The organism is Mycobacterium sp. NBC_00419 (assembly GCF_036023875.1).
Classification (GTDB): Bacteria; Actinomycetota; Actinomycetes; order Mycobacteriales; family Mycobacteriaceae; genus Mycobacterium.
The window spans coordinates 3,097,589-3,116,237 of record NZ_CP107931.1; the positions used below are offsets into that span (position 1 = coordinate 3,097,589).

General features: G+C 68.3%; 15 protein-coding genes. 5 read left to right on the top strand and 10 right to left on the bottom strand.

From position 1 onward, the window contains the following. Positions 1-177: 177 nt before the first annotated feature. The 3 genes from OG976_RS14825 to OG976_RS14835 are packed head-to-tail and all read right to left on the bottom strand — an operon-like array spanning position 178 to position 3,328. A complete protein-coding gene (locus OG976_RS14825) occupies positions 178-1,335 on the bottom strand; it encodes an acyl-CoA dehydrogenase family protein (protein ID WP_328350080.1) in 1,158 nt (385 codons plus the stop codon). After that, a complete protein-coding gene (locus tag OG976_RS14830) occupies positions 1,332-2,447 on the bottom strand; it encodes an acyl-CoA dehydrogenase family protein (RefSeq protein ID WP_328350082.1) in 1,116 nt (371 codons plus the stop codon). Before OG976_RS14830 ends, OG976_RS14825 begins: the two co-directional genes overlap by 4 nt. Further along, positions 2,444-3,328, bottom strand: coding sequence for an alpha/beta hydrolase (locus OG976_RS14835; RefSeq protein WP_328350083.1), 885 nt, complete (start codon positions 3,326-3,328; stop codon positions 2,444-2,446). Before OG976_RS14835 ends, OG976_RS14830 begins: the two co-directional genes overlap by 4 nt. 147 nt (positions 3,329-3,475) lie before the next feature. Here OG976_RS14835 and OG976_RS14840 point away from each other — a divergent pair, with 147 nt between their 5' ends. Both OG976_RS14840 and OG976_RS14845 read left to right on the top strand, forming a co-directional pair. Further along, entirely contained in the window at positions 3,476-5,419 is a 1,944-nt protein-coding gene (locus OG976_RS14840; protein WP_328350085.1) for a flavin-containing monooxygenase, read from the top strand. A gap of 1 nt (position 5,420) precedes the next feature. Continuing rightward, positions 5,421-6,446, top strand: a complete 1,026-nt coding sequence (locus tag OG976_RS14845; RefSeq protein ID WP_328350087.1) for an alcohol dehydrogenase catalytic domain-containing protein — start codon at positions 5,421-5,423, stop codon at positions 6,444-6,446. A gap of 2 nt (positions 6,447-6,448) precedes the next feature. Here OG976_RS14845 and OG976_RS14850 read toward each other — a convergent pair whose 3' ends face one another. Then, positions 6,449-8,083 (bottom strand): amidohydrolase, encoded by a 1,635-nt coding sequence (locus tag OG976_RS14850; RefSeq protein WP_328350089.1) that lies wholly within the window; start codon positions 8,081-8,083, stop codon positions 6,449-6,451. A gap of 201 nt (positions 8,084-8,284) precedes the next feature. Here OG976_RS14850 and OG976_RS14855 point away from each other — a divergent pair, with 201 nt between their 5' ends. Beyond that, the gene (locus OG976_RS14855; protein WP_328350091.1) at positions 8,285-9,481 is read left to right on the top strand and encodes an alpha/beta hydrolase; all 1,197 of its coding nucleotides are present in this window, start codon (positions 8,285-8,287) and stop codon (positions 9,479-9,481) included. A gap of 40 nt (positions 9,482-9,521) precedes the next feature. Beyond that, positions 9,522-10,952, top strand: coding sequence for a WS/DGAT/MGAT family O-acyltransferase (locus OG976_RS14860; RefSeq protein ID WP_328350093.1), 1,431 nt, complete (start codon positions 9,522-9,524; stop codon positions 10,950-10,952). Here OG976_RS14860 and OG976_RS14865 read toward each other — a convergent pair. The 4 genes from OG976_RS14865 to OG976_RS14880 are packed head-to-tail and all read right to left on the bottom strand — an operon-like array spanning position 10,949 to position 15,545. Next, on the bottom strand, positions 10,949-11,857 hold the full coding sequence (locus OG976_RS14865) for a DUF4436 family protein (RefSeq protein ID WP_328350095.1): 909 nt from the start codon (positions 11,855-11,857) through the stop codon (positions 10,949-10,951). The two genes, OG976_RS14860 and OG976_RS14865, sit on opposite strands and share 4 nt — an antisense overlap. A 4-nt stretch (positions 11,858-11,861) precedes the next feature. Further along, positions 11,862-13,145, bottom strand: a complete 1,284-nt coding sequence (locus tag OG976_RS14870) for an alpha/beta hydrolase (RefSeq protein WP_328350097.1) — start codon at positions 13,143-13,145, stop codon at positions 11,862-11,864. Continuing rightward, positions 13,111-14,739 carry an acyl-CoA ligase FadD12 gene (gene fadD12 / locus OG976_RS14875; RefSeq protein WP_328350099.1) on the bottom strand — a complete coding sequence of 543 codons (1,629 nt, stop codon included), beginning with the start codon at positions 14,737-14,739 and terminating at the stop codon, positions 13,111-13,113. Before fadD12 ends, OG976_RS14870 begins: the two co-directional genes overlap by 35 nt. Continuing rightward, on the bottom strand, positions 14,739-15,545 hold the full coding sequence (locus tag OG976_RS14880; protein ID WP_328350101.1) for a 1-acyl-sn-glycerol-3-phosphate acyltransferase: 807 nt from the start codon (positions 15,543-15,545) through the stop codon (positions 14,739-14,741). Before OG976_RS14880 ends, fadD12 begins: the two co-directional genes overlap by 1 nt. Before the next feature lie 93 nt (positions 15,546-15,638). On the opposite strand from OG976_RS14880, the gene OG976_RS14885 reads away from it, so the two are divergent. Beyond that, positions 15,639-16,421, top strand: a complete 783-nt coding sequence (locus tag OG976_RS14885) for a crotonase/enoyl-CoA hydratase family protein (protein WP_442930337.1) — start codon at positions 15,639-15,641, stop codon at positions 16,419-16,421. On the opposite strand, the gene OG976_RS14890 is transcribed toward OG976_RS14885, so the two are convergent. After that, complete coding sequence (locus OG976_RS14890; protein ID WP_328350103.1) at positions 16,418-17,482, bottom strand: acyl-CoA dehydrogenase family protein; 1,065 nt, start codon at positions 17,480-17,482, stop codon at positions 16,418-16,420. The two genes, OG976_RS14885 and OG976_RS14890, sit on opposite strands and share 4 nt — an antisense overlap. Further along, positions 17,482-18,645 (bottom strand): acyl-CoA dehydrogenase family protein, encoded by a 1,164-nt coding sequence (locus tag OG976_RS14895; protein ID WP_328350105.1) that lies wholly within the window; start codon positions 18,643-18,645, stop codon positions 17,482-17,484. The genes OG976_RS14890 and OG976_RS14895 overlap by 1 nt, the downstream gene beginning before the upstream one ends. Positions 18,646-18,649: the final 4 nt, after the last annotated feature.

Sequence of the window (18,649 nt, forward strand, 5' to 3'; positions counted from 1 at the left end):
TCTGACGGCCATCCCTGCCGGAACAAGAACTGATCACCCCCAGATCTTTAGAAGCGAGGGAAGGCTGGCAGTCGACGTTTGAGGGCAACCTGACTCAGATGCGGTCGCTCAGGACCCTAGCGAGGCAGTCGAGAGGAACCCAATACTGTGAGTCCCGGTCGCCATTCCATTGCCGCCTCAGTGCGGCAGATCCCGGAACGCGGTAGTGCGGTAGGGCTCAGGCTCTTTCGGCAATCCGAGAACGCGTTCGCCGACGATGTTGCGCTGGATCTGGTCGGTGCCGCCGCCGATCGAGGTGAAGTAGGCGTTCAGGGCGCGGAACGTCACCGCATCGCCGACCGGATTGTCCGGGCCCGCCAGCATCGACTCCGGCCCGATGATCGTGGTCTGGACCCGGGCCGTCTCGTGCAGGATCCGCGACATCGCGATCTTGCCGAGCGCCAGCAGGGTGGCCGCCTCGACGCGGTCGGTGGTGGCCTTCGCGCGCTGGGTGTTCCACCGGTTGACCGCCGCGTACGCCTCGACCCTGGCGATCTCCTGGCGGATGTGCGCGTCGGCAAGGTTGCCCGCGTTGCGCGCCATCGCGATCAGACTGTCGTTGTCGGCCTGCGGCTTTCGTGCGGACCGGGCCGTGCGGGCGAGGTCGCCCATCAGCCGGCGTTCGTAGGCGAGTGCCACCTGCAGCACCGACCAGCCGCCGCCGGGTTCACCGACCAGGTTCGCATCGGGGACCCGGGCGTCGGTGATGAACACCTCGTTGAACTCCGACTCCCCGGTGATCTGGTGAATCGGCCGGATCTCCACTCCGGGCTGGCGCATCGGGAACATGAAGAAGCTGATCCCGTTGTGCTTGGGCACATCCCAGTCGGTGCGGGCCACCAGCAGCCCGTAGTCGGCGGACTTTGCGAACGACGTCCACACCTTCTGGCCGTTGATCACCCAGTCGTCGCCGTCGCGCTCGGCCCTGGTGCGCAACCCGGCCAGATCAGATCCCGCTCCCGGCTCGGAGTACAGCAGGCACCACTTCGTCTCGCCGCGGATCGACGGCGGGATCAGGCGGAGTTTCTGCTCGTCGGTGCCGAGGTCGTGCAGGGTGGTGGCGAACAGGTTCGCCCGGTCATGTCCAGTTCCGGGCGCGCCGACGGCGGCGAATTCGGCTGCCACGATCCGGGATTGGGGATCGGTCAGGCCGCGTCCCCACCACTGTGGCTCCCAGCTCGGGACCGCCCAGCCGGCGTCGAATACCAGCTGCGCCCAGCGGCCGCGCTCGATGGCCGGATCCCAGTTGGCGGCCAGCCACGCCCGGACTTCGTCGCGCACGTCGTCGTCGGTCATGACTGTGCCTCCCGCAGCCGGATGTAGCGTTCGCGGTGCCAGGCCGGGTCGCCGAAGATCTGCGCATCGGTGCGTGCCCGGCGCAGATACAGGTGGGCCGGGTGTTCCCAGGTGAAGCCGATACCGCCGTGGGCCTGGATGTTGTTGGCAGCGACAGACACGAAGGCGTCCGAGCAGAATGCCTGGGCCAGAGCAAGATCGGCCAGCCGGTCGGGGTCGCCGGCGTCGAAGGCCGCCGCGACATGACGGGCCGCCGACAGCGCGGACTGCGCCTCGAGCAGCATGTCGGCACACATGTGCTTGATGGCCTGGAAGCTGCCGATCGCGCGACCGAACTGGAAGCGCGTCTTGGCGTAGTCAGCCGCCATCTGCATGACGTGCATCGCCGCGCCGGCCTGCTCGCCGAGCAGCGCCACCGAGGCCCGGTCCAGCGCCGCATCCAGTGCGGCCGCACCGGCGTCGATCGAGCCGACCAGCCGGGCCGGGGTCTGCTCCAGCGTGAGCCGGCCCTGTCTGCGGGTCAGGTCGATGGTGGCCAGCGGGGCGACGGTCAGCCCCGGCGCATCGTGCTCGACGGCGAACACACCGGTGTCGGCGGTGACGTAGAACCGCTGCGCCGCCGTCGCGTCGAGCACGTAGGTCTTGCTGCCCGACAGGCGCCACTGGGGGCCGTCCGGCGTGGCGGTGGTGGCAGGTGCAGCAGGTGGTCGCGCCGACCCCGCCTCGGCGAAGGCGACGCCGGTGATCAATTCACCGGTCGCGATCCGCGGCAGGACGTCGGCTTTCTCATCCGGATCATCAAGGGCGATAAGGAGATTCGGCGTCAGTACCGCGGTGGATAGGTACGGTGCGCACAGCAGTGCCGCACCCATCCGCTCGGACACCACACCCAGTTCCACGGCGCCGGCACCGGCCCCGCCGAACTGTTCGGGGATCGCCAAACCGAGGATGCCCATCGCGGCCAGTTCAGCCCACAGCGCAGGGTCGTAGCCGCTGTCCCCGGCCATCAGCCGGCGGACCTCAGCCTCCGGTGACCGCTTGGCCAGCAGGTCGGCGACGGCCTCACTGAGATCGCGCTGTTCGGTGCTCAGCGTCGGTGACGCGGCGCTCATGACAGGTGGGGGCGCAGGCTGGCGCACTGGCTGTCGAAGAACGCCCGGGATATCGAGGCCTTCGGCACGATCCCGTCGAAGCCGTGGAATGCGCCGGGCACCACGTGCACCTCGCACGGCACCCCGGCGTCGGTCAGTCGCTGCGCGTACGCCAGGTCCTCGTCGTGGAACAGGTCCAGCGTGCCCACCCCCAGCCAGGCCGGCGGCAGCCCGGCGAGGTCGGTGCGCCGAGCGGGCACAGCCGCCTGCGGGTCGGCCCCGCCGAGGTAGGACTGCCAGCCGTGGCGGTTACTGGTCGCGTTCCACAGGCGGTGCCCCGCGTCGTGAAGATGGGCGCCGACGGTTCGGTCGTCGAGCATGGGATAGACCAGCACCTGGAACACCGGTTTGAGTTCGCCGCGGTCACGGGTCAGCAGTGCCAGCGCAGCCGCCAGGCCGCCGCCGGCGCTGGCGCCGCCGATCGCGATGCGGTCGCGGTCGACGCCGGGCAGCGCGGCCAGCCAGGTCAGCGCGCTGTAGCAATCGTCCAGTGGCGCGGGGTAGGGATGTTCGGGAGCCAACCGGTAGTCGACAGAGGCGACCGTGATGCCCAGCGCGGCGACGAACCGGCGGCACAGCGCGTCGTCCTGGGCGGCGGTGCCGATCACGTAGCCGCCGCCGTGAATCCACAGCAGTGCGGGCGTGGACGCGGTCGCTCCGGTGGGCCGGTAGAGACGCACGCCGACGCCGGAGGGCAGGGTGAGCACCTCGACGCCCTCGTTGTCGACGCGCTGCAGGCTGGTCAGCTTCCGTATGAACGGAGTCGTGAATCCGGAGATGAGCTTGCGCGGGACGTACCGCGCCGCACTGCGCAGTTCGGGGTGGATGTCGGTGTTGGACACCCGTCAAGTATGGCCCGTGCTGCAACAGTGCCGCGGCTGACCCCTGGTGAGACGACCCTTGATCGCGGGTGGGTCGAGACGTATCGTGAGGTCCGCTATTACGGAACTACGCGTAGCGTAATTGCCGATCGGTGAGAGGAACCCGGTGTGACGCACAATCCCTATGCCGGCCAACCGTTCACGACGTCCGACGAGCAGATCGCCGCCGCGTTGGAGCACGTCAGCATCCCCACCTTGCTGCTGTCGCTGGTGCACATCACCGGCGATCCCCGCTACATCCGCGAGTTCGCCCAGGCCGGCCTGTTCCTCAACGAGGTCCAGGGATTCATGTCGGAGGAGGACAAGGCCAAAGCCCGCGCGCTGGCGTTGCCGGTCATCATCGACTACCGCGACCGCGGCTGCCCTGGTCCCGTTGTGCTGGCACCAGACCTGGTTCAGGAGATGCTCGACTGGGCGGCCTGCGAGCACGTCGACGCCGAGTACCAGCCGATGGTCCTCGAAGAGATGGACCTCGAGGGCGTCGACCCGCGCCGGCCGGCCGCACTCGACCCCGCTGACACCGCGGATTTCCCCGTCGTCGTCATCGGCTGCGGCGAGTCGGGTCTGCTGGCCGCGGTCCGCCTCAAGCAGGCCAACATTCCGTTCACCGTCATCGAGAAGAACGCCGGACCCGGCGGAACCTGGTGGGAGAACAGCTATCCCGGCGCCCGCGTCGACGTCGCCAATCACTTCTACTGCTACAGCTTCGAGCCGTCCAACAACTGGTCGCACTTTTTCGCCGAGCAGCCCGAGCTGCGGGCCTACTTCGAGGCGGTACTCGAGCGCCACGGCCTCGACGACAACGTCCGCTGGCAGACCGAGGTGGTCTCGGCGGTCTGGAACGACGCCGACGGAACCTGGCTGGTCACCGTTCGCGGCGCCGACGGCGTCGAATCCGAGATCCGGGCACGTGCGGTCATCACCGCGGTCGGCCAGCTCAACCGGCCGCAGATTCCCGACATCGAGGGCGCCGACACCTTCGAGGGCCCGGCCTTCCACTCCGCTGCCTGGGACCACTCCGTCGACGTCACCGGCAAGCGGGTCGCTCTGATCGGCGCCGGGGCAAGCGGTTTCCAGATCGCGCCGGCGATCGCCGACAAGGTCGCGCACCTGACGGTGTTCCAGCGCACCGCGCAGTGGATGTTCCCGAACCCGATGTATCACGACAGCGTGCCCGACGGTGTGCGCTGGGCGATGGACCACCTGCCGTTCTACGGCCGCTGGTACCGGTTCCTGCTGATGTGGCCCGGTGCGGACAAGGGCCTGGATGCGGCGCGCTCCGATCCCGACTACAGCCATCCCGACGACCCGAATTACGCGGTCAGCGAGATGAACGCGATGGCCAGGCTGATGTTCAGCGACTGGATCACCACCCAGGTCGACGGTGACGACGAACTGCTGGCCAAGGTCATGCCCGACTATCCGGCCACCGGCAAGCGCACCCTGCAGGACAACGGGACGTGGCTCAAGACGTTGCGCCGCGACAACGTCGACCTGGTTCGCACCCCGATCGAGCGGATCACGCCGCATTCGGTGGTCACCGCCGACGGCGTGACCCACGACGTCGACATCATCGTCTACGCCACCGGTTTTCGCGCCACCGAGGTGCTGTATCCGTTGACGATCACCGGCCGCGACGGCGTCGACCTCCGCACCGCATGGGGGACCCGGCCGGTCGGCTACCTCGGCGTCACCGTTCCCGGCTTCCCCAACTTCTTCATGCTCTACGGGCCGGGCAACCACCTGGCCCACGGCGGCAGCCTGATCTTCAACTCCGAACTGCAGATGCGCTACGTCAACCTGCTGCTCGCCGAGATGATCGGCAAGCGGCTGCGCTCCATCGAGCCGACCGCCGAGGCCACCGACGAGTGGCATCGCCGGCACCAGGCGGAGATCAACACCATGGTGTGGGCGCACCCGTCGATCAAGCACTCGTACTTCAAGAACTCCGACGGTGAGATCCACACGGTCAGCCCGTGGCGACTCCCGGTGTTCTGGAACGCCGTTCGCGAACCCGAATGGTCGAACTTCGTCTTCAAGACGGGAGCCTGAAATGCGCGCGGTGCTCATCGACACTCCGGGATCGGTTCGGGTCGACACCTGGCCGGACCCCGTCCTGCCCGGCCCGGGCGGCGCTGTCGTCAAGATCAGCGCCACCGCGATCTGCGGCTCGGACCTGCATTTCTACGAGGGCGACTACCCGCTGTTCGCGCCCGTGTCGCTCGGCCATGAGGCTGTCGGCACCGTGGTCGAGATTGGCCCCGCCGTGCACACCGTGCGCGTGGGTGACCAGGTGCTGATCTCCTCGGTCGCCGGTTGTGGTGCGTGCATCGGATGCGCCACCAAAGATCCCACCCGCTGTGTGTCGGGCCCGCAGATCTTCGGTTCGGGTGGCCTCGGGGGTGCCCAGGCCGAACTGCTGGCCGTACCGGCGGCGGACTTCCAGCTGCTGAGGATTCCCGAAGGCATCTCCACCGAGCAGGCGCTGCTGCTGACCGACAACCTGGCCACCGGGTGGGCGGGGGCCAAGCGGGCGGACATCCCGCTCGGCGGAACCGCCGTGGTGGTCGGTCTGGGCGCGGTCGGCCTGTGCGCGGTGCGCGCCGCGTTGTTCCTCGGTGCGGCAAGGGTTTTCGCAGTTGATCCGGTGGAGGCCCGCCGGGACCGGGCGGCCGTCCTGGGGGCGATTCCGCTGCCGCCGCCGGCGCTGTCGGCAGTCATGGAGGCCACCGGAGGGATCGGTGCCGACTCGGTCATCGACGCCGTCGCCAGCGACACGTCGCTCGACGATTCGATCGCGACGGTGCGCTCCGGCGGCACCGTCTCGGTGATCGGCGTGCACAACCTCAACCCGTATCCGTTCCCGGCGTTGGCCTCGCTGGTGCGTGGGCTGACGGTGCGCTGGACCACCGCACCGGTCCAGCAGACCTGGCCCGAACTGATCCCACTGCTGCAGAACGGGCGCCTGGACGTCGAGGGGATCTTCACCACCCGGCTGTCGCTGGATCAGGCCGCCGAGGGGTACGCCGCCGTCGCGTCGCGATCAGGTGAGCATGTGAAGGTGCTGCTCACGCCGTAGGGCTAGGCGTGATAGACGGTCTGGCCTTCCTTGATGGTCTCGACCACGCCGATGTCCTTGATCGCCATCGGGTCCACCGTCAGCGGATTGCCATCCAGCACAACGAGATCGGCGAGCTTACCGACTTCCAGCGAGCCCTTGAGGTCGTCCTCGCGGTACTGGCGTGCGGCGTTGATGGTGATCGCCTTGAGCGCCTCCATCGGGGTCACCCGCTGGTCGGCGCCGATGACCGCCCCGCTGCGCGACACCCGATTGACGGCCGTCCACACCACGAACATCTGATTCAGCGGCGTCACCACGAAGTCGGTGTGATTGGTGGGACGCAGCCCGAGGTCGATCGCCGCCCGCATCGGTGAGAGGAAGTCGGCCTGCGCCTTACCCCGCAACTGCACGTGCGCGTCGCCGAAATAGAAGGCGTGCGGGGTGAAGAACGACGGAAGGATCTTGTACTCGACATAGCGCTGCAGCTGGTCGGGACGGACAAACTGGGAATGAACCATCACCGTCAGCCGGTCGCGGCCCAGATCGTTCGCCGCGGCGAACTCGTGGGCGGCCAGGGCGACGTCGATGGCGGCATCGCCGTTGGCGTGGATGTCCAGCGGCAGCCCGAGGTCATACACCTGCTTGAACCAGCCGTTGACGACGTCCTGGGAGAAGCCGAGCTCGCCGCACCAATTGTGCTGGCCGTCCGGCCCGTCGACCAGGTACGGCGTGGTGAAGTAGGCGGTACGGCCCTGCGGAGAACCGTCGAGCGTGACCTTCACCCCGCCGAGCTTGACCCGGTTGCGGTAGCTGCCGAACTCCTGCGGCGGATGCTGCGCCAGTACCTCGTCGAGTTCGAGGATGAACGGGTAGGCCACGACGTCGATCAGGTTCGCCCCTCCCTCGGCCGCGCGGTAGATCAGCTCCACGTCGGCGGCGTGGGTGGCGCCTTCGTGCGCGGTGGTGATCCCGGCTGCGGCATACAGCAGCTGGCCGGCCTGGCTCCACGCGATCTCCTGTGACGGCGTGGGTTTGGGCATCGCGGCGAAGATGGGCAGGAAGGCGGTCTCCATCACCAGCCCGTCGGGCTCGGTGGAGCCCTCTTTGCGGACGATGATGCCGCCGGGCGGTGTCGGGGTCGCCGCGGTGATGTCGAACTGCCGCATCGCCGCTGAGTTGAGCACCGCGCCGTGCATGGACACATGCCCGACGAGAACCGGATTGTTGGGGAAGTCGGCGTCGAGGTCCTCTTTATGTAGCGTTCGCCCGCCCGGCATCAGGGTGTCGTCGTAGCCGTACGCGACGATCATCTCCCCGGGCGGAATCTGCTGAGAATCCCGAAAAGACTTCAGCGCCTGCACGATTGCGCCCACATCGGCGCCGGGACCGGCGGGCGGTGCGAACACGTTGACCTGATTGGCGACGGTGAGCGAGTTGATGTAGTGGCTGTGCGGATCCAGGAAGCCGGGCAGCAGTGTCGCCCCGTCCAGATCCACCATCCTGGTCCCCGGCCCCCGCTGGGCCAGGACCTCGTCACGGGTGCCGACCGCGGTGATGCGTCCGGCGCGTACCGCCAGCGCCTGCGCGGAGGGGTTGGCGTCATCGATGGTGACGATGGCGCCACCGGTGTAGATCGCATCGGCAGCAGCAGACATGCGCACCTCCTGAGGGTCAGGCGAAGTGTAGGTCAGCACCGGTGCCGGATGGCCCCGTGACGCGGCCGCGGCAAACATTGTGTCGGGCGGTAAGCCAAGGGATCGGGCGCACCTGGCCGTTCTGGCACCCCGCGCAGCAAAGATCGCCGGATCCGGTGAGATTGTCGTTTCCACCCGTGTTCGGCAGGGTACGCTCGCGCAATGACGGCACGACCGTGGGACCGACTGCGTTGGATGCTGGACGCCGGCCCCGCCGACTACGCGCTGGCGATGAGTGTGGCCTCGGCTCAGCTGCCGGTGATCGGGCGGCACCTCGAACCGCTCGGCGCCGCGACCGCGATGAGTGTGTGGGGCTACCGCCACATTCCCGACTTCATGGGTTCGGCCGCGCGCTCCTGGCTGAGCCCGGGCGCCGGGCAGGTCCGCAAGACGGATCGGGAAAGCACCCACGAGGTCTCCGACGCCGCGTTGCGTGGCGTGGTGGCCCCCGAGGATCTGCAGATCGACTGGCCGGCACCGGACCGGATGCCGCCGCTGTGGAAAGCCTTCGAACACCGCCGCCACCTCTACCGGTCCTCGGTGCGCTACGGCAACCACCCCACCCAGCGACTCGACGTCTGGCGCCGCAAGCACCTGCCTGCCGAGCCCGCCCCGGTGCTGCTGTTCATCCCCGGCGGGGCGTGGGTGCTCGGCACCCGCATGCTGCAGGGCTACGCGCTGATGTCGCACCTGGCCGCCAAGGGGTGGGTGTGTCTGTCGATCGACTATCGGGTGGCCCCGCATCACCGGTGGCCCAACCACATCCACGACGTGAAGACGGCGATCGCCTGGGCGCGCGCCAATGTCGACCGCTTCGGCGGTGACCGGGATTTCGTCGCCGTCGCGGGTGCTTCGGCGGGCGGGCATCTGGCCGCGCTGGCCGGCCTGACCATCGACGACCCCGAGTACCAGGAGCATCTGCCCGAGGGCTCGGATACCTCCGTCGACGCCGTCGTCGGCATCTACGGCCGCTACGACTGGGAGGACCGCTCCACCGACGAGCGGGCCCGGTTCGTCGAGTTCCTCGAGCGGGTCGTGGTCGACAAGCGTCAGGACCGGCACGGCGAGGTGTTCCGCAACGCTTCGCCGATCGCGCGTATCCACCCCGAAGCCCCGCCGTTCCTGGTGGTGCACGGTTCGGCTGACACCGTGATCCCCGTCGAACAGGCCCGCAGTTTCGTCGACGAACTCAAGACTGTGTCGCGATCCCCGGTCGGTTATGTCGAATTGCCCGGCGCCGGACACGGTTTCGACATGATCGACGGCGCCCGCACCGGCTCGGCGGCCACCGCCATCGGACTTTTTCTCAACCAGGTTCACCGCGACCGCAGCCTGATGTCGGCCAAAGAGGTCATCTGAGCGGTCGCCGATTGTATGGTCCCGAGTGGGAGGCGCAGCGGTGAAGAGACTCAGCGGCTGGGACGCGGTGCTGTTGTACAGCGAGGCGCCCAACGTTCACATGCACACCCTCAAGGTGGCGGTGATCGAACTCGACGAACTCGGGGATCGAACCTTCGGGGTCGAGGAGTTCCGCCAGGTGCTGCGGGGCCGGCTCTACAAGCTCGACCCGTTCCGCTATGAGCTGTTGGACATTCCGCTGAAGTTCCACCACCCGATGTGGCGGGAGAACTGCGACGTCGACCTCGACTACCACATCCGGGGATGGCGGGTGGCGCAGCCGGGCGGCCGCCGTGAGCTCGACGAGGCCATCGGGGAGATCGCCAGCACGCCGTTGGACCGCACCCGCCCGCTGTGGGAGATGTACTTCATCGAAGGGCTGGCCAACGGCCGCATCGCGGTGGTCGGCAAGATTCATCACGCGCTGGCCGACGGTGTCGCCTCGGGCAACCTGATGGCACGGGGGATGGATCTGCAGGACGGCCCGGATCCCCACCAGGACTACCGGACCGACCCCGATCCCACCCGCGGCGAGCTCATCCGTTCGGCCTTCGCCGACCACATGCGCCAGATCGCCCGGGTGCCGGCCACCGTGAAGTACACCGCCGACGGCCTCAAACGGGTCCGTCAAAGTTCGCGCAAGCTGTCACCGGAACTGACGATGCCGTTCACCCCGCCGCCGTCGTTCCTCAACCATGTGCTGACACCCGAACGCCGTTTCGCCACAGCCACATTGGCACTCGCCGACGTCAAGGAAACCAACAAGCATCTCGGCGTCACGCTCAACGACATCGTGCTGGCCACCGCGGCGGGCGCACTGCGCAGCCTGCTGTTGCGCTACGACGGGGCCGCCGACCATCCGCTGCTGGCCTCGGTACCGGTGAGTTTCAACTTCGACCCGGACCGGGTATCGGGCAACTACTTCACCGGCATGATGGTGGCGCTGCCGGTCGACGTCGCCGACCCGCTGGAGCGGGTACGGCAGACCCACGACGCCGCGGTGCTGGCCAAGGAAGGTCACCATCTCGTCGGGCCGGAACTGATCAGCCGGTGGTCGGCCTACCTGCCGCCCGCGCCCGCCCAGGCGCTGTTCAAGTGGTTGTCGGCCAAGGACGGCCAGAACAAGGTGATGAACCTGCCCATCTCCAACGTGCCGGGCCCACGCCAACGCGGCCGGGTCGGCGGCGCGCAGGTCACCGAGATCTATTCGGTGGGCCCGTTGACCGCGGGCAGCGGGCTCAACATCACCGTGTGGAGCTACGTCGACCAACTCAACATCTCGGTCCTCACCGACGGGGCCACGGTCGGCGATCCACACGAGGTCACCGATGCCATGCTGAAGGCTTTCATCGAGATCCGCACGGCAGCAGGGCTTTCCGAGGAGCTCACCGTCATCGAGACGGCGATGGCGCAGGCGGGCGAGAAGGCTTAGGCCTGCTTGGACGGCGGTTCGTCCTCGGAGTTCTCGGCGCGTTCGATGGCCAGCTGGTGTTTGAAGCCGAGGAATATGCCGGCGATCAGCGAGATCGAGATGACGGCCTCGGCGATGAAGAACGAGCCGAAGTCGATGATCGACCCGATGGGCGGAGCGCCGGGCACGGCATTGCGCAGCGGGATCAGCGCGAACAGGATGGCGGCCATCATCGAACACGCGGGGAAGATCAGACCACGCCGCCAGTGCAGGACGTAGTAGCCCGCCACTGCCGCGGCGCCCGCCAGGCCCAGCATCAGCACCATGACGAACACCGCGAAGACCAAAGTGGGTGCGCTGCGGCGGATATCGAGGTTGACCACCGTGCCCCCGTTGGGCGCGCGGGCGGCGGTGGGCGAGATCTGGAAGAACGGGTCGCTGTTGTACAGCGTGAGAGCGACGGGTAACTCCGTGCCGTCGGCGCGGGTGACGTGTACCTCGAGGTCGGTCAGGTAGTGGTCGAAGGGGTAGTCGGTGAACGCGCCGTTGAGTTGTATCCGTTGTTCGGCATCCGGTGCCGAGTCGCCGGCCTGGATCGTGGTCTTCCAGTTGCCGACAGCGTTGGTCAGCATCGCAGCGTCGTCGGCGAAGTTGGAGCTGTCCGGCGCTGCCAGCGTTCCATAGGGCCGGACTTGTAACAGGGTCAGCGACAACGCCTGTGTCGAGGCGTCGACGCGATTGATCCACGCGGTGACCTCAACCCGGTTCGGGTTGTCGAAGTCGCCGAACGTCGTCTGCTCGGTCGTGTTGTGGCTACTGGCGATGTAGCCGCTGATGCTGGCGGCGACCACCAGGACCAGCAGGATGGCGCCCCCGACCAGCTTTCGCACGCCGAGGTCTCGTACCCGGCGTAGTCGTCGACTCATGCGCTCAGTCGCTCGTCGACATCCGGCTGGCGTACACCCAGGACAGGAACTGGCCGACGGCCTCGGCCGACTGGTGTGCCCGCGGCGAGGAGAAGATGTCGAACGCGTGCTGGGCGCCGGGCATCTCGGCATAAAGCACCGGTGCCTGCGACACCTTCTGCATCTCGGCGACGAAGTCGCGCGCCTCCACCACCGGGATCAGCGAATCGTGCTCGCCGTGCAGGATGAAGAACGGCGGCGCGTCGGCACGTAACCGGCGGATGGGCGAGGCGTCGAGGTAGATGTCGCGGAACCGGCTGAATTGGCGCTTGACCACCAGCCGCTCCAGGTAGCCGATGAATTCCCGCCGCCCGCTGCCGTGCGTCGTGAACCAGTCGTAGCGCCCGTACACCGGCACCGCGGCCACCACCGAGGTGTCGGCCTCCTCGAAGCCGGGCTGGTACTCGGGGTCGTTCGGTGTCAGGGCGGCCAGGGCGGCGAGGTGACCGCCGGCCGAACCACCGGTGATCGCAACGAAATTCGGGTCGCCGCCGTAGTCGGCGATGTTCTGCTTGACCCAGGCCAGCGCGCGTTTGACGTCCACGATGTGGTCGGGCCAGCTGTGCGCGGGGCTGACGCGGTAGTTCATCGCCACACAGATCCAGCCGCGGTCGGCGAGGTGGCTCATCAACGGGTAGGCCTGCGGACGGCGCCAGCCGATGGCCCACGCGCCGCCCGGCACCTCCAGCAGTACCGGGGCCTTGCCGTCGCGCGGCAGGTCGCGCCGCCGCCACACGTCGGCCAGGTTGGCCCGCCCGTGCGGGCCGTAGGTGACGATGTTGGTCTTCTCCACGAACTGTCGCCGTGACCAGGTGGTGCGCCACGCGGTCGGCCGCCCCGACGCCGACGGTGTGGTGGGCAGGGTGTCGAGGACATCGGCGAAATCCTCGCCGAGGCCGTCGACGAGTGCCTTGCGCAGCACCGGTCGCGGTGTGGTGACGTTGCGCCGCTGGATCAACGCCAGGAACACCCACGACGCTGCGGTCAGCGCCAGTGCGAGCAGGCCGCGCCGGCCCCGGAAGTCGCCGCGCAGACCGCGGCGTACCGCGTCCAGCATCGATCCGGCGGCGTAGAACGCGGGCAGCTCCGAGGTGGGCCAGCCCACCCAGAACACGGCCAGGGTGGGGTAGCCCCTGCGGGCCAGCGGCCGAAAACCGTTGGCGGCGTTGGCCAGTTCGACGACGGAACGCAGCAGCGGACGCGGCCGCCGCAGCTCAGTTTTCAGGCGTGACACGCGCGAGGAGTTCATTGCGCACGATTTTGCCAGTGCTGCCGCGCGGCAGCTCGCTCAGGATGGTGATCTCGCGGGGGACCTTGTAGTTGGCCAGGTTCTCGCGGACGTGGGCTTTGAGGTCGTCGGAGGTGACGGTCGCCCCGTCGCCGAGCACCACAAACGCGACGAGCCGCTGGCCGTACTGCTCGTCGTCGACTCCCAGCACCGTTGCCTCGGCGACGTCGGCGTGGGTGGTCAGCGTCTTCTCGACTTCGATCGGGTAGACGTTCTCACCGCCGGAGACGATCATCTCGTCGTCACGCCCGACGACGAACAGCCGGCCGGCCGCGTCGACCCGGCCCAGGTCGCCCGACGACATGTAGCCGTCGTGAAAATCCTTGGTGTTGCCGGAGGTGTAGCCGTCGAACTGGGTGGAGTTCTTCACGAAGATCCGCCCGACCGTCCCCGCGGGTACCTCGCGGAACTCCTCGTCGTAGATCCGGATCTCGGTGCCGACGGCCGGCCGGCCCGCGGTGTCTGGCGCGGCCCGCAGGTCTTCGGGGGTGGCGGTGGCGATCATGCCCGCCTCGGTGGCGTTGTAGTTGTTGTAGATGACGTCGCCGAACCGGTCCATGAACGCGGTGACCACGTCGGGCCGCATCCGCGACCCGGAGCACGCGGCGAAGCGCAGCGAGCGGCCGCTGTAACGGTCGAGTACGTCGGCGGGCAGGTCCATGATGCGGTCGAACATCACCGGGACCACACACAGCCCGGTCGCCCGGTGGCGGTCGACGAGAGCCATGGTGGCTTCGGGGTCGAACTTGCGGCGCGTCACCACCGTGCACGCCATCGCCGAGGCGAATACCAGCTGGGAGAACCCCCAGGCGTGGAACATCGGCGCGACCACGACCGTCGTCTCGCCGAGCCGCCATGGGGTGCGCCGTAGGATCGCGACGAGGTTGCCCGCGCCTCCGCCGGAATGCTTGGCGCCCTTGGGAGTTCCGGTGGTGCCGGAGGTGAGCAGGATGAGCTTGCTCTTGCGGGTCGCCTTCGGCGCCCGCTGGCCGCGGTGCGAGTCGACGAGCCCGTCGACGGTGGTCGAGTCGGCGCCGTCGTCGGTCCAGGCCAGGATGCGGCGTGCGGCCGGCTGGTCGGCCAGCGCCTGGTCGACCGAGGTGGTGAACTCCTCGTCGTAGATGACGGTGTCGACGTGCTCACGGTTGACCACCTCCGCCAGGGCGGGCCCGGCGAACGCGGTGTTCAGCAGCAACACGTCGGCGCCGATGCGGGTGGCTGCCACCAGAGCCGTGACGAAGCCGCGGTGGTTGCGGCACATTACCCCGACCACTTCGGGTGTGCCACCCTCGAGCTGCTGCAGTCCGGCGGCCAGAGCGTGGGAGTTCTGGTCGAGCTCGCGCCAGGTCAGCGTGCCGAGTTCGTCGATCAGGCCGGGGCGGTCCGGGAAACGCTGTGCCGCGGTGGCGAAGCCGGTCGTGATCGACAGGCCCTCGTCACGGGCGGCCGCCACCATCCGCAGGGTGCGGTCCGGGCGCATCGGGGTGAGGAACCCCGCCTTGGCCAGTGTGGTTACGGCGTCAGCGACGGCCGTCAGCCGCGACAGCGGGTTCATCAGCCGATCACCGGCAGGCGGCGCTGGGCGGCCAGCTCGTCGAGGGCCTGCTGCATGACGCGACGAACGTAGGCGTCGACGGCGTCGATATCGGGGTCCTCGCCGAACATCTCGGTGATGTGGATCGGCTCGAGCGTCTGCGTGACGATCTTGGTCGGCAGTGGCACGTTGACCGGCAGGACGGCGCTGAACCCGAACGGGAAGCCGAACGAGATCGGCAGGATCTTCGATCGCATCAGCTTGTCCAGCCGCAGCAGCTTGGCCAGGCCGGTGCCGCGGGATAGGTACAGCTGGCTTTCCTGGCCGCCGATCGACACCGTCGGCACGATCGGGACACCGGCGTTCAGCGCGGCCTTCACATAGCCGGTGCGGCCGTCGAAGTCGATCTTGTTCTCGTCGAACGTCGGCCGGTACACGTCGTAGTCCCCGCCGGGGAAGACCACCACCACACCGCCGGAGCGCAATGCCGCATCGGCGTTCTCATGGTTGGCGCGGATGAAGCCGTTGCGGATGAAGAAGTCGGCGGTCGGACCCGTCATCAGCATGTCGTGGCTCAGCGTGTACACCGGCCGGTCGTAGCCGAACGTGTCGTAGAAACCGAGTGCGAACACCGGGACGTCCATCGCGAACAGGCCGCCGGAGTGATTGCTGACGACCAGGGCGCCGCCGGGCGGGAAGTTCTCCAGACCACGAACCTCGCTGCGGTGATACAACCGCAGGAACGGGCGCAGCACCGCCATGGTGCGCTCGACATGCTGGGGATCCCACTTCGCGGTCTCGCCGCGGGCCGCCGTTCGTGCGCCCATGTCATCTCCCTGAGCAAAGTGGAACGTGTTCTAGTTTTTCGATCGTACCGCCCTCGGTGCGGCCCGTACACCACGCTCGTTACGATCAGCGGCGTGACCGATAACGCCGTTACCGAAGAGCCCGCCGTCCTCACCGAGCAGCGCGGCCGCATCCTGATCATCACCATCAACCGGCCCAAGGCCAAGAACGCGGTCAACGCCGCGGTCAGCAACGGCCTGGCGGCCGCGATGGACCAGCTCGACGACGATCCCGGCCTGTCGGTGGGCATCCTGACCGGCGCCGGCGGCTCGTTCTGCGCGGGCATGGACCTCAAAGCGTTCGCCCGCGGCGAGAACGTGGCGGTCAAGGGTCGTGGCCTCGGCTTCACCGAGCGTCCGCCGGTCAAGCCGTTGATCGCCGCGGTCGAGGGCTTTGCGCTGGCTGGTGGCACGGAAGTGGCACTGGCCACCGACCTGATCGTGGCCGCCAAGGACTCCGCCTTCGGGATCCCGGAGGTCAAGCGCGGCCTGGTCGCCGGCGGCGGTGGCCTACTGCGGTTGCCGAAGCGCATCCCGTATCAGATCGCCATGGAGCTGGCACTGACCGGCGACAATCTGCCTGCCACCCGGGCGCACGAATTGGGCCTGGTCAACGTGCTGGCTGAGCCGGGGCACGCCCTTGAGGCGGCGATCGAGCTGGCCGAGCGGATCACCGCAAACGGCCCGCTGGCGGTGGCCGCCACCAAGCGGATCATCACCGAGGCGGGCGGCTGGAGCGTCGAGGAGCAGTGGAAGAAGCAGGCCGAGATCTTCATGCCGGTCTTCGCCTCGAAGGATGCCCAGGAAGGCGCGGTCGCGTTCGCCGAGAAGCGGGCGCCGAACTGGACGGGTAGCTAACCCGCGGCGGCGCCGACCGCCACGTCCCACGGGTCTCCCTGGCGCGCGGCGGTCAGCGCCATCCGCCCGAGCCGGGTGGCATAGCCGGCGGTGTCGCCGAACTCGTCGATCCAGCTGCGTGCCCGCATGGTCGCCAGCCACAGCCGGTGCTCGATCGTCACGCCGATCGCGCCGTGCAGCTGGTGAGCCGCGGTGGTGACGGTCGGTACGACCCGGCCGAGCACCACCTTGGCCACCGTGACGGCGTAGTCGGCCTGCGTGCTGTCGAAGCCGTGCACGGCGGCGGCCGCAACCGCGAGTTCGGCTGCGGCACGGGCTCGTTCGACCTCACCGGCCATCGAGGCCAGCGTGTGTTGCACCGACTGGAACGCGCTGAGCGGACGGCCGAATTGTTCGCGCTCGCGGGTATGGGCCGCCGAGTACTCGACGGCCGCGTCGAGCGCGCCGAGGGACTGAATGCAGCGCGCCCACGCGCCGCGACGCTGCAACTGGGTGGCGGCGCCCTCGACTGTCACGAACCCCCCGTCGGGTACCGCGACGGCGTCGCGGGGTTCACCGCCGAGGTTGTAGCCGCTAGTGATCGCGAGACCGGCCGGAGCCGCCGCCGCCACCTGCAGCCGATCGCCGTCGCGCAACGCGAACACCACCGCGGCGGCGTCGCGTGCATACGGCACACCGGTCACGCTCGGGGAGTCCGCCTCGCCGAGTGCGAGCGTCAGTGGCCCGGTTGCGGGGACTTCCACACCGGCCACACCGGCCAGCCAGCCTGCCAGCACGTCGGTCTCGGCCAGCGGAACGGTCACCGCGTGCCGTGCCAATGCACGTAGCGTCAGCGCCAGTTCGGCTGGCCCGCCGCCTGATTCGGCATCACTGGTCAAACGCGTCAGCCCGGCGTCCTCGAGGTGGCGCCATGCGGTGAAGTCGAATGCGTCAGGCAGCGAGCGGTGGCCGATCCGCTCGTCGAAGCTGCGCCCGCCGATGTCCTCGGCGAGCTGTCGCAGCTCGGCGAAATCGTCTGTGCTGTGCGACGTTCCGAATACCCCGCCGGTCAGAGCCTTCATCACCTCAACCCCATTCCTCGGGCCACCACGCCACGCAGGACCTCGTTGGTGCCGCCGCGCAGCGTGAACAGCGGTGAATGCAGGCGTGCCACCGCCAGCAGTGCAGCCACCCGGTCGCGGCCGGGCGCCTCGGTGGCGATATAGGAGAACAGGTCGGCGGCCAACTCCACCGACTCCTGTTCGAAGCGGGTGCCCAGATCCTTCACCAGCGCGGCCTCGTTGACCGGGGAGCGGCCGTCGGAGAGTTCGCGCGCCACCGACACCGACAGTTGCCGTAGCGAAATGAGCCGTGCCACAAGGTCTCCGACTGCTGCTGCGCTGTGATCGTCGATATCGTCCTGGGTGGCCAGGGCCCGGATCAATGCGGTCAACAGCGGGGCTGTGCTCAGGATGCGTTCGGGGCCGCTGCGCTCGAACGACAGCTCCGCAGTCACCTGGTGCCAGCCGTTGCCCACCTCGCCGAGCAGGTTGTCGTCGTCGATGAACACCTCGTCGAAGGTGACTTCGTTGAAGTGGTGCTCACCCGACATCATCACGATGGGGCTGATGGTGATCCCCGCCAGGTCCGTCGGCACGATGAACTGGCTGAATCCCGCGTGCCGCCGGCCGGGGTCGACCGCACTGGTGCGGGCCAGCACCACGATCTGGTGTGCCAGATGCGCGCCACTGGTCCACACCTTGGTCCCCGACAGCACCCAGCCGCCGTCGGTGCGTACCGCCTTCGCCGCTGACGCCGCCAGGTCGGAGCCGGCCTGCGGCTCACTCATCCCGATCGCCGAAAATAATCGTCCCGCAGCGATTTTCGGTAGCGACCGTTGGCGCTGTTCTTCCGAACCGTATGCCAGCAGTCCGGGTGCCACCTGCCGGTCGGCGATCCAGTGCGCGGCCACCGGGGCGCCCGCGGCCAGCAGCTCTTCGGTCACCACGTAGCGGTGCAGATGGCTCAGGCCCCGCCCGCCGTACTCAACGGGGATGGTCAACCCCAGGAAGCCGGCTTCACCGAGCCGGGCACTGAACGGTTCGTCCCAGCTCGACAACCAGGTGTCTACCGAAGATTCCCAGCCGAATTCGGTTTGATCCGCGGCCAGGAACGCCCGCACCGACGCGCGAAGCTCGGCGAGTTCGGGTTCGTTGGCGCACAGCGCGGCGAAGTCGTCGGTCATAGTG

Coding starts and splice junctions, on each gene's coding strand:
- OG976_RS14895 (WP_328350105.1), bottom strand. CDS start 18,645: ATGACCGACGACTTCGCCGCGCTGTGCGCCAACGAACCCGAACTCGCC.
- OG976_RS14880 (WP_328350101.1), bottom strand. CDS start 15,545: ATGGGCGCACGAACGGCGGCCCGCGGCGAGACCGCGAAGTGGGATCCC.
- OG976_RS14855 (WP_328350091.1), top strand. CDS start 8,285: ATGACGGCACGACCGTGGGACCGACTGCGTTGGATGCTGGACGCCGGC.
- OG976_RS14830 (WP_328350082.1), bottom strand. CDS start 2,447: ATGAGCGCCGCGTCACCGACGCTGAGCACCGAACAGCGCGATCTCAGT.
- fadD12 (WP_328350099.1), bottom strand. CDS start 14,739: ATGAACCCGCTGTCGCGGCTGACGGCCGTCGCTGACGCCGTAACCACA.
- OG976_RS14850 (WP_328350089.1), bottom strand. CDS start 8,083: ATGTCTGCTGCTGCCGATGCGATCTACACCGGTGGCGCCATCGTCACC.
- OG976_RS14870 (WP_328350097.1), bottom strand. CDS start 13,145: ATGAACTCCTCGCGCGTGTCACGCCTGAAAACTGAGCTGCGGCGGCCG.
- OG976_RS14845 (WP_328350087.1), top strand. CDS start 5,421: ATGCGCGCGGTGCTCATCGACACTCCGGGATCGGTTCGGGTCGACACC.
- OG976_RS14825 (WP_328350080.1), bottom strand. CDS start 1,335: ATGACCGACGACGACGTGCGCGACGAAGTCCGGGCGTGGCTGGCCGCC.
- OG976_RS14865 (WP_328350095.1), bottom strand. CDS start 11,857: ATGAGTCGACGACTACGCCGGGTACGAGACCTCGGCGTGCGAAAGCTG.
- OG976_RS14890 (WP_328350103.1), bottom strand. CDS start 17,482: ATGAAGGCTCTGACCGGCGGGGTATTCGGAACGTCGCACAGCACAGAC.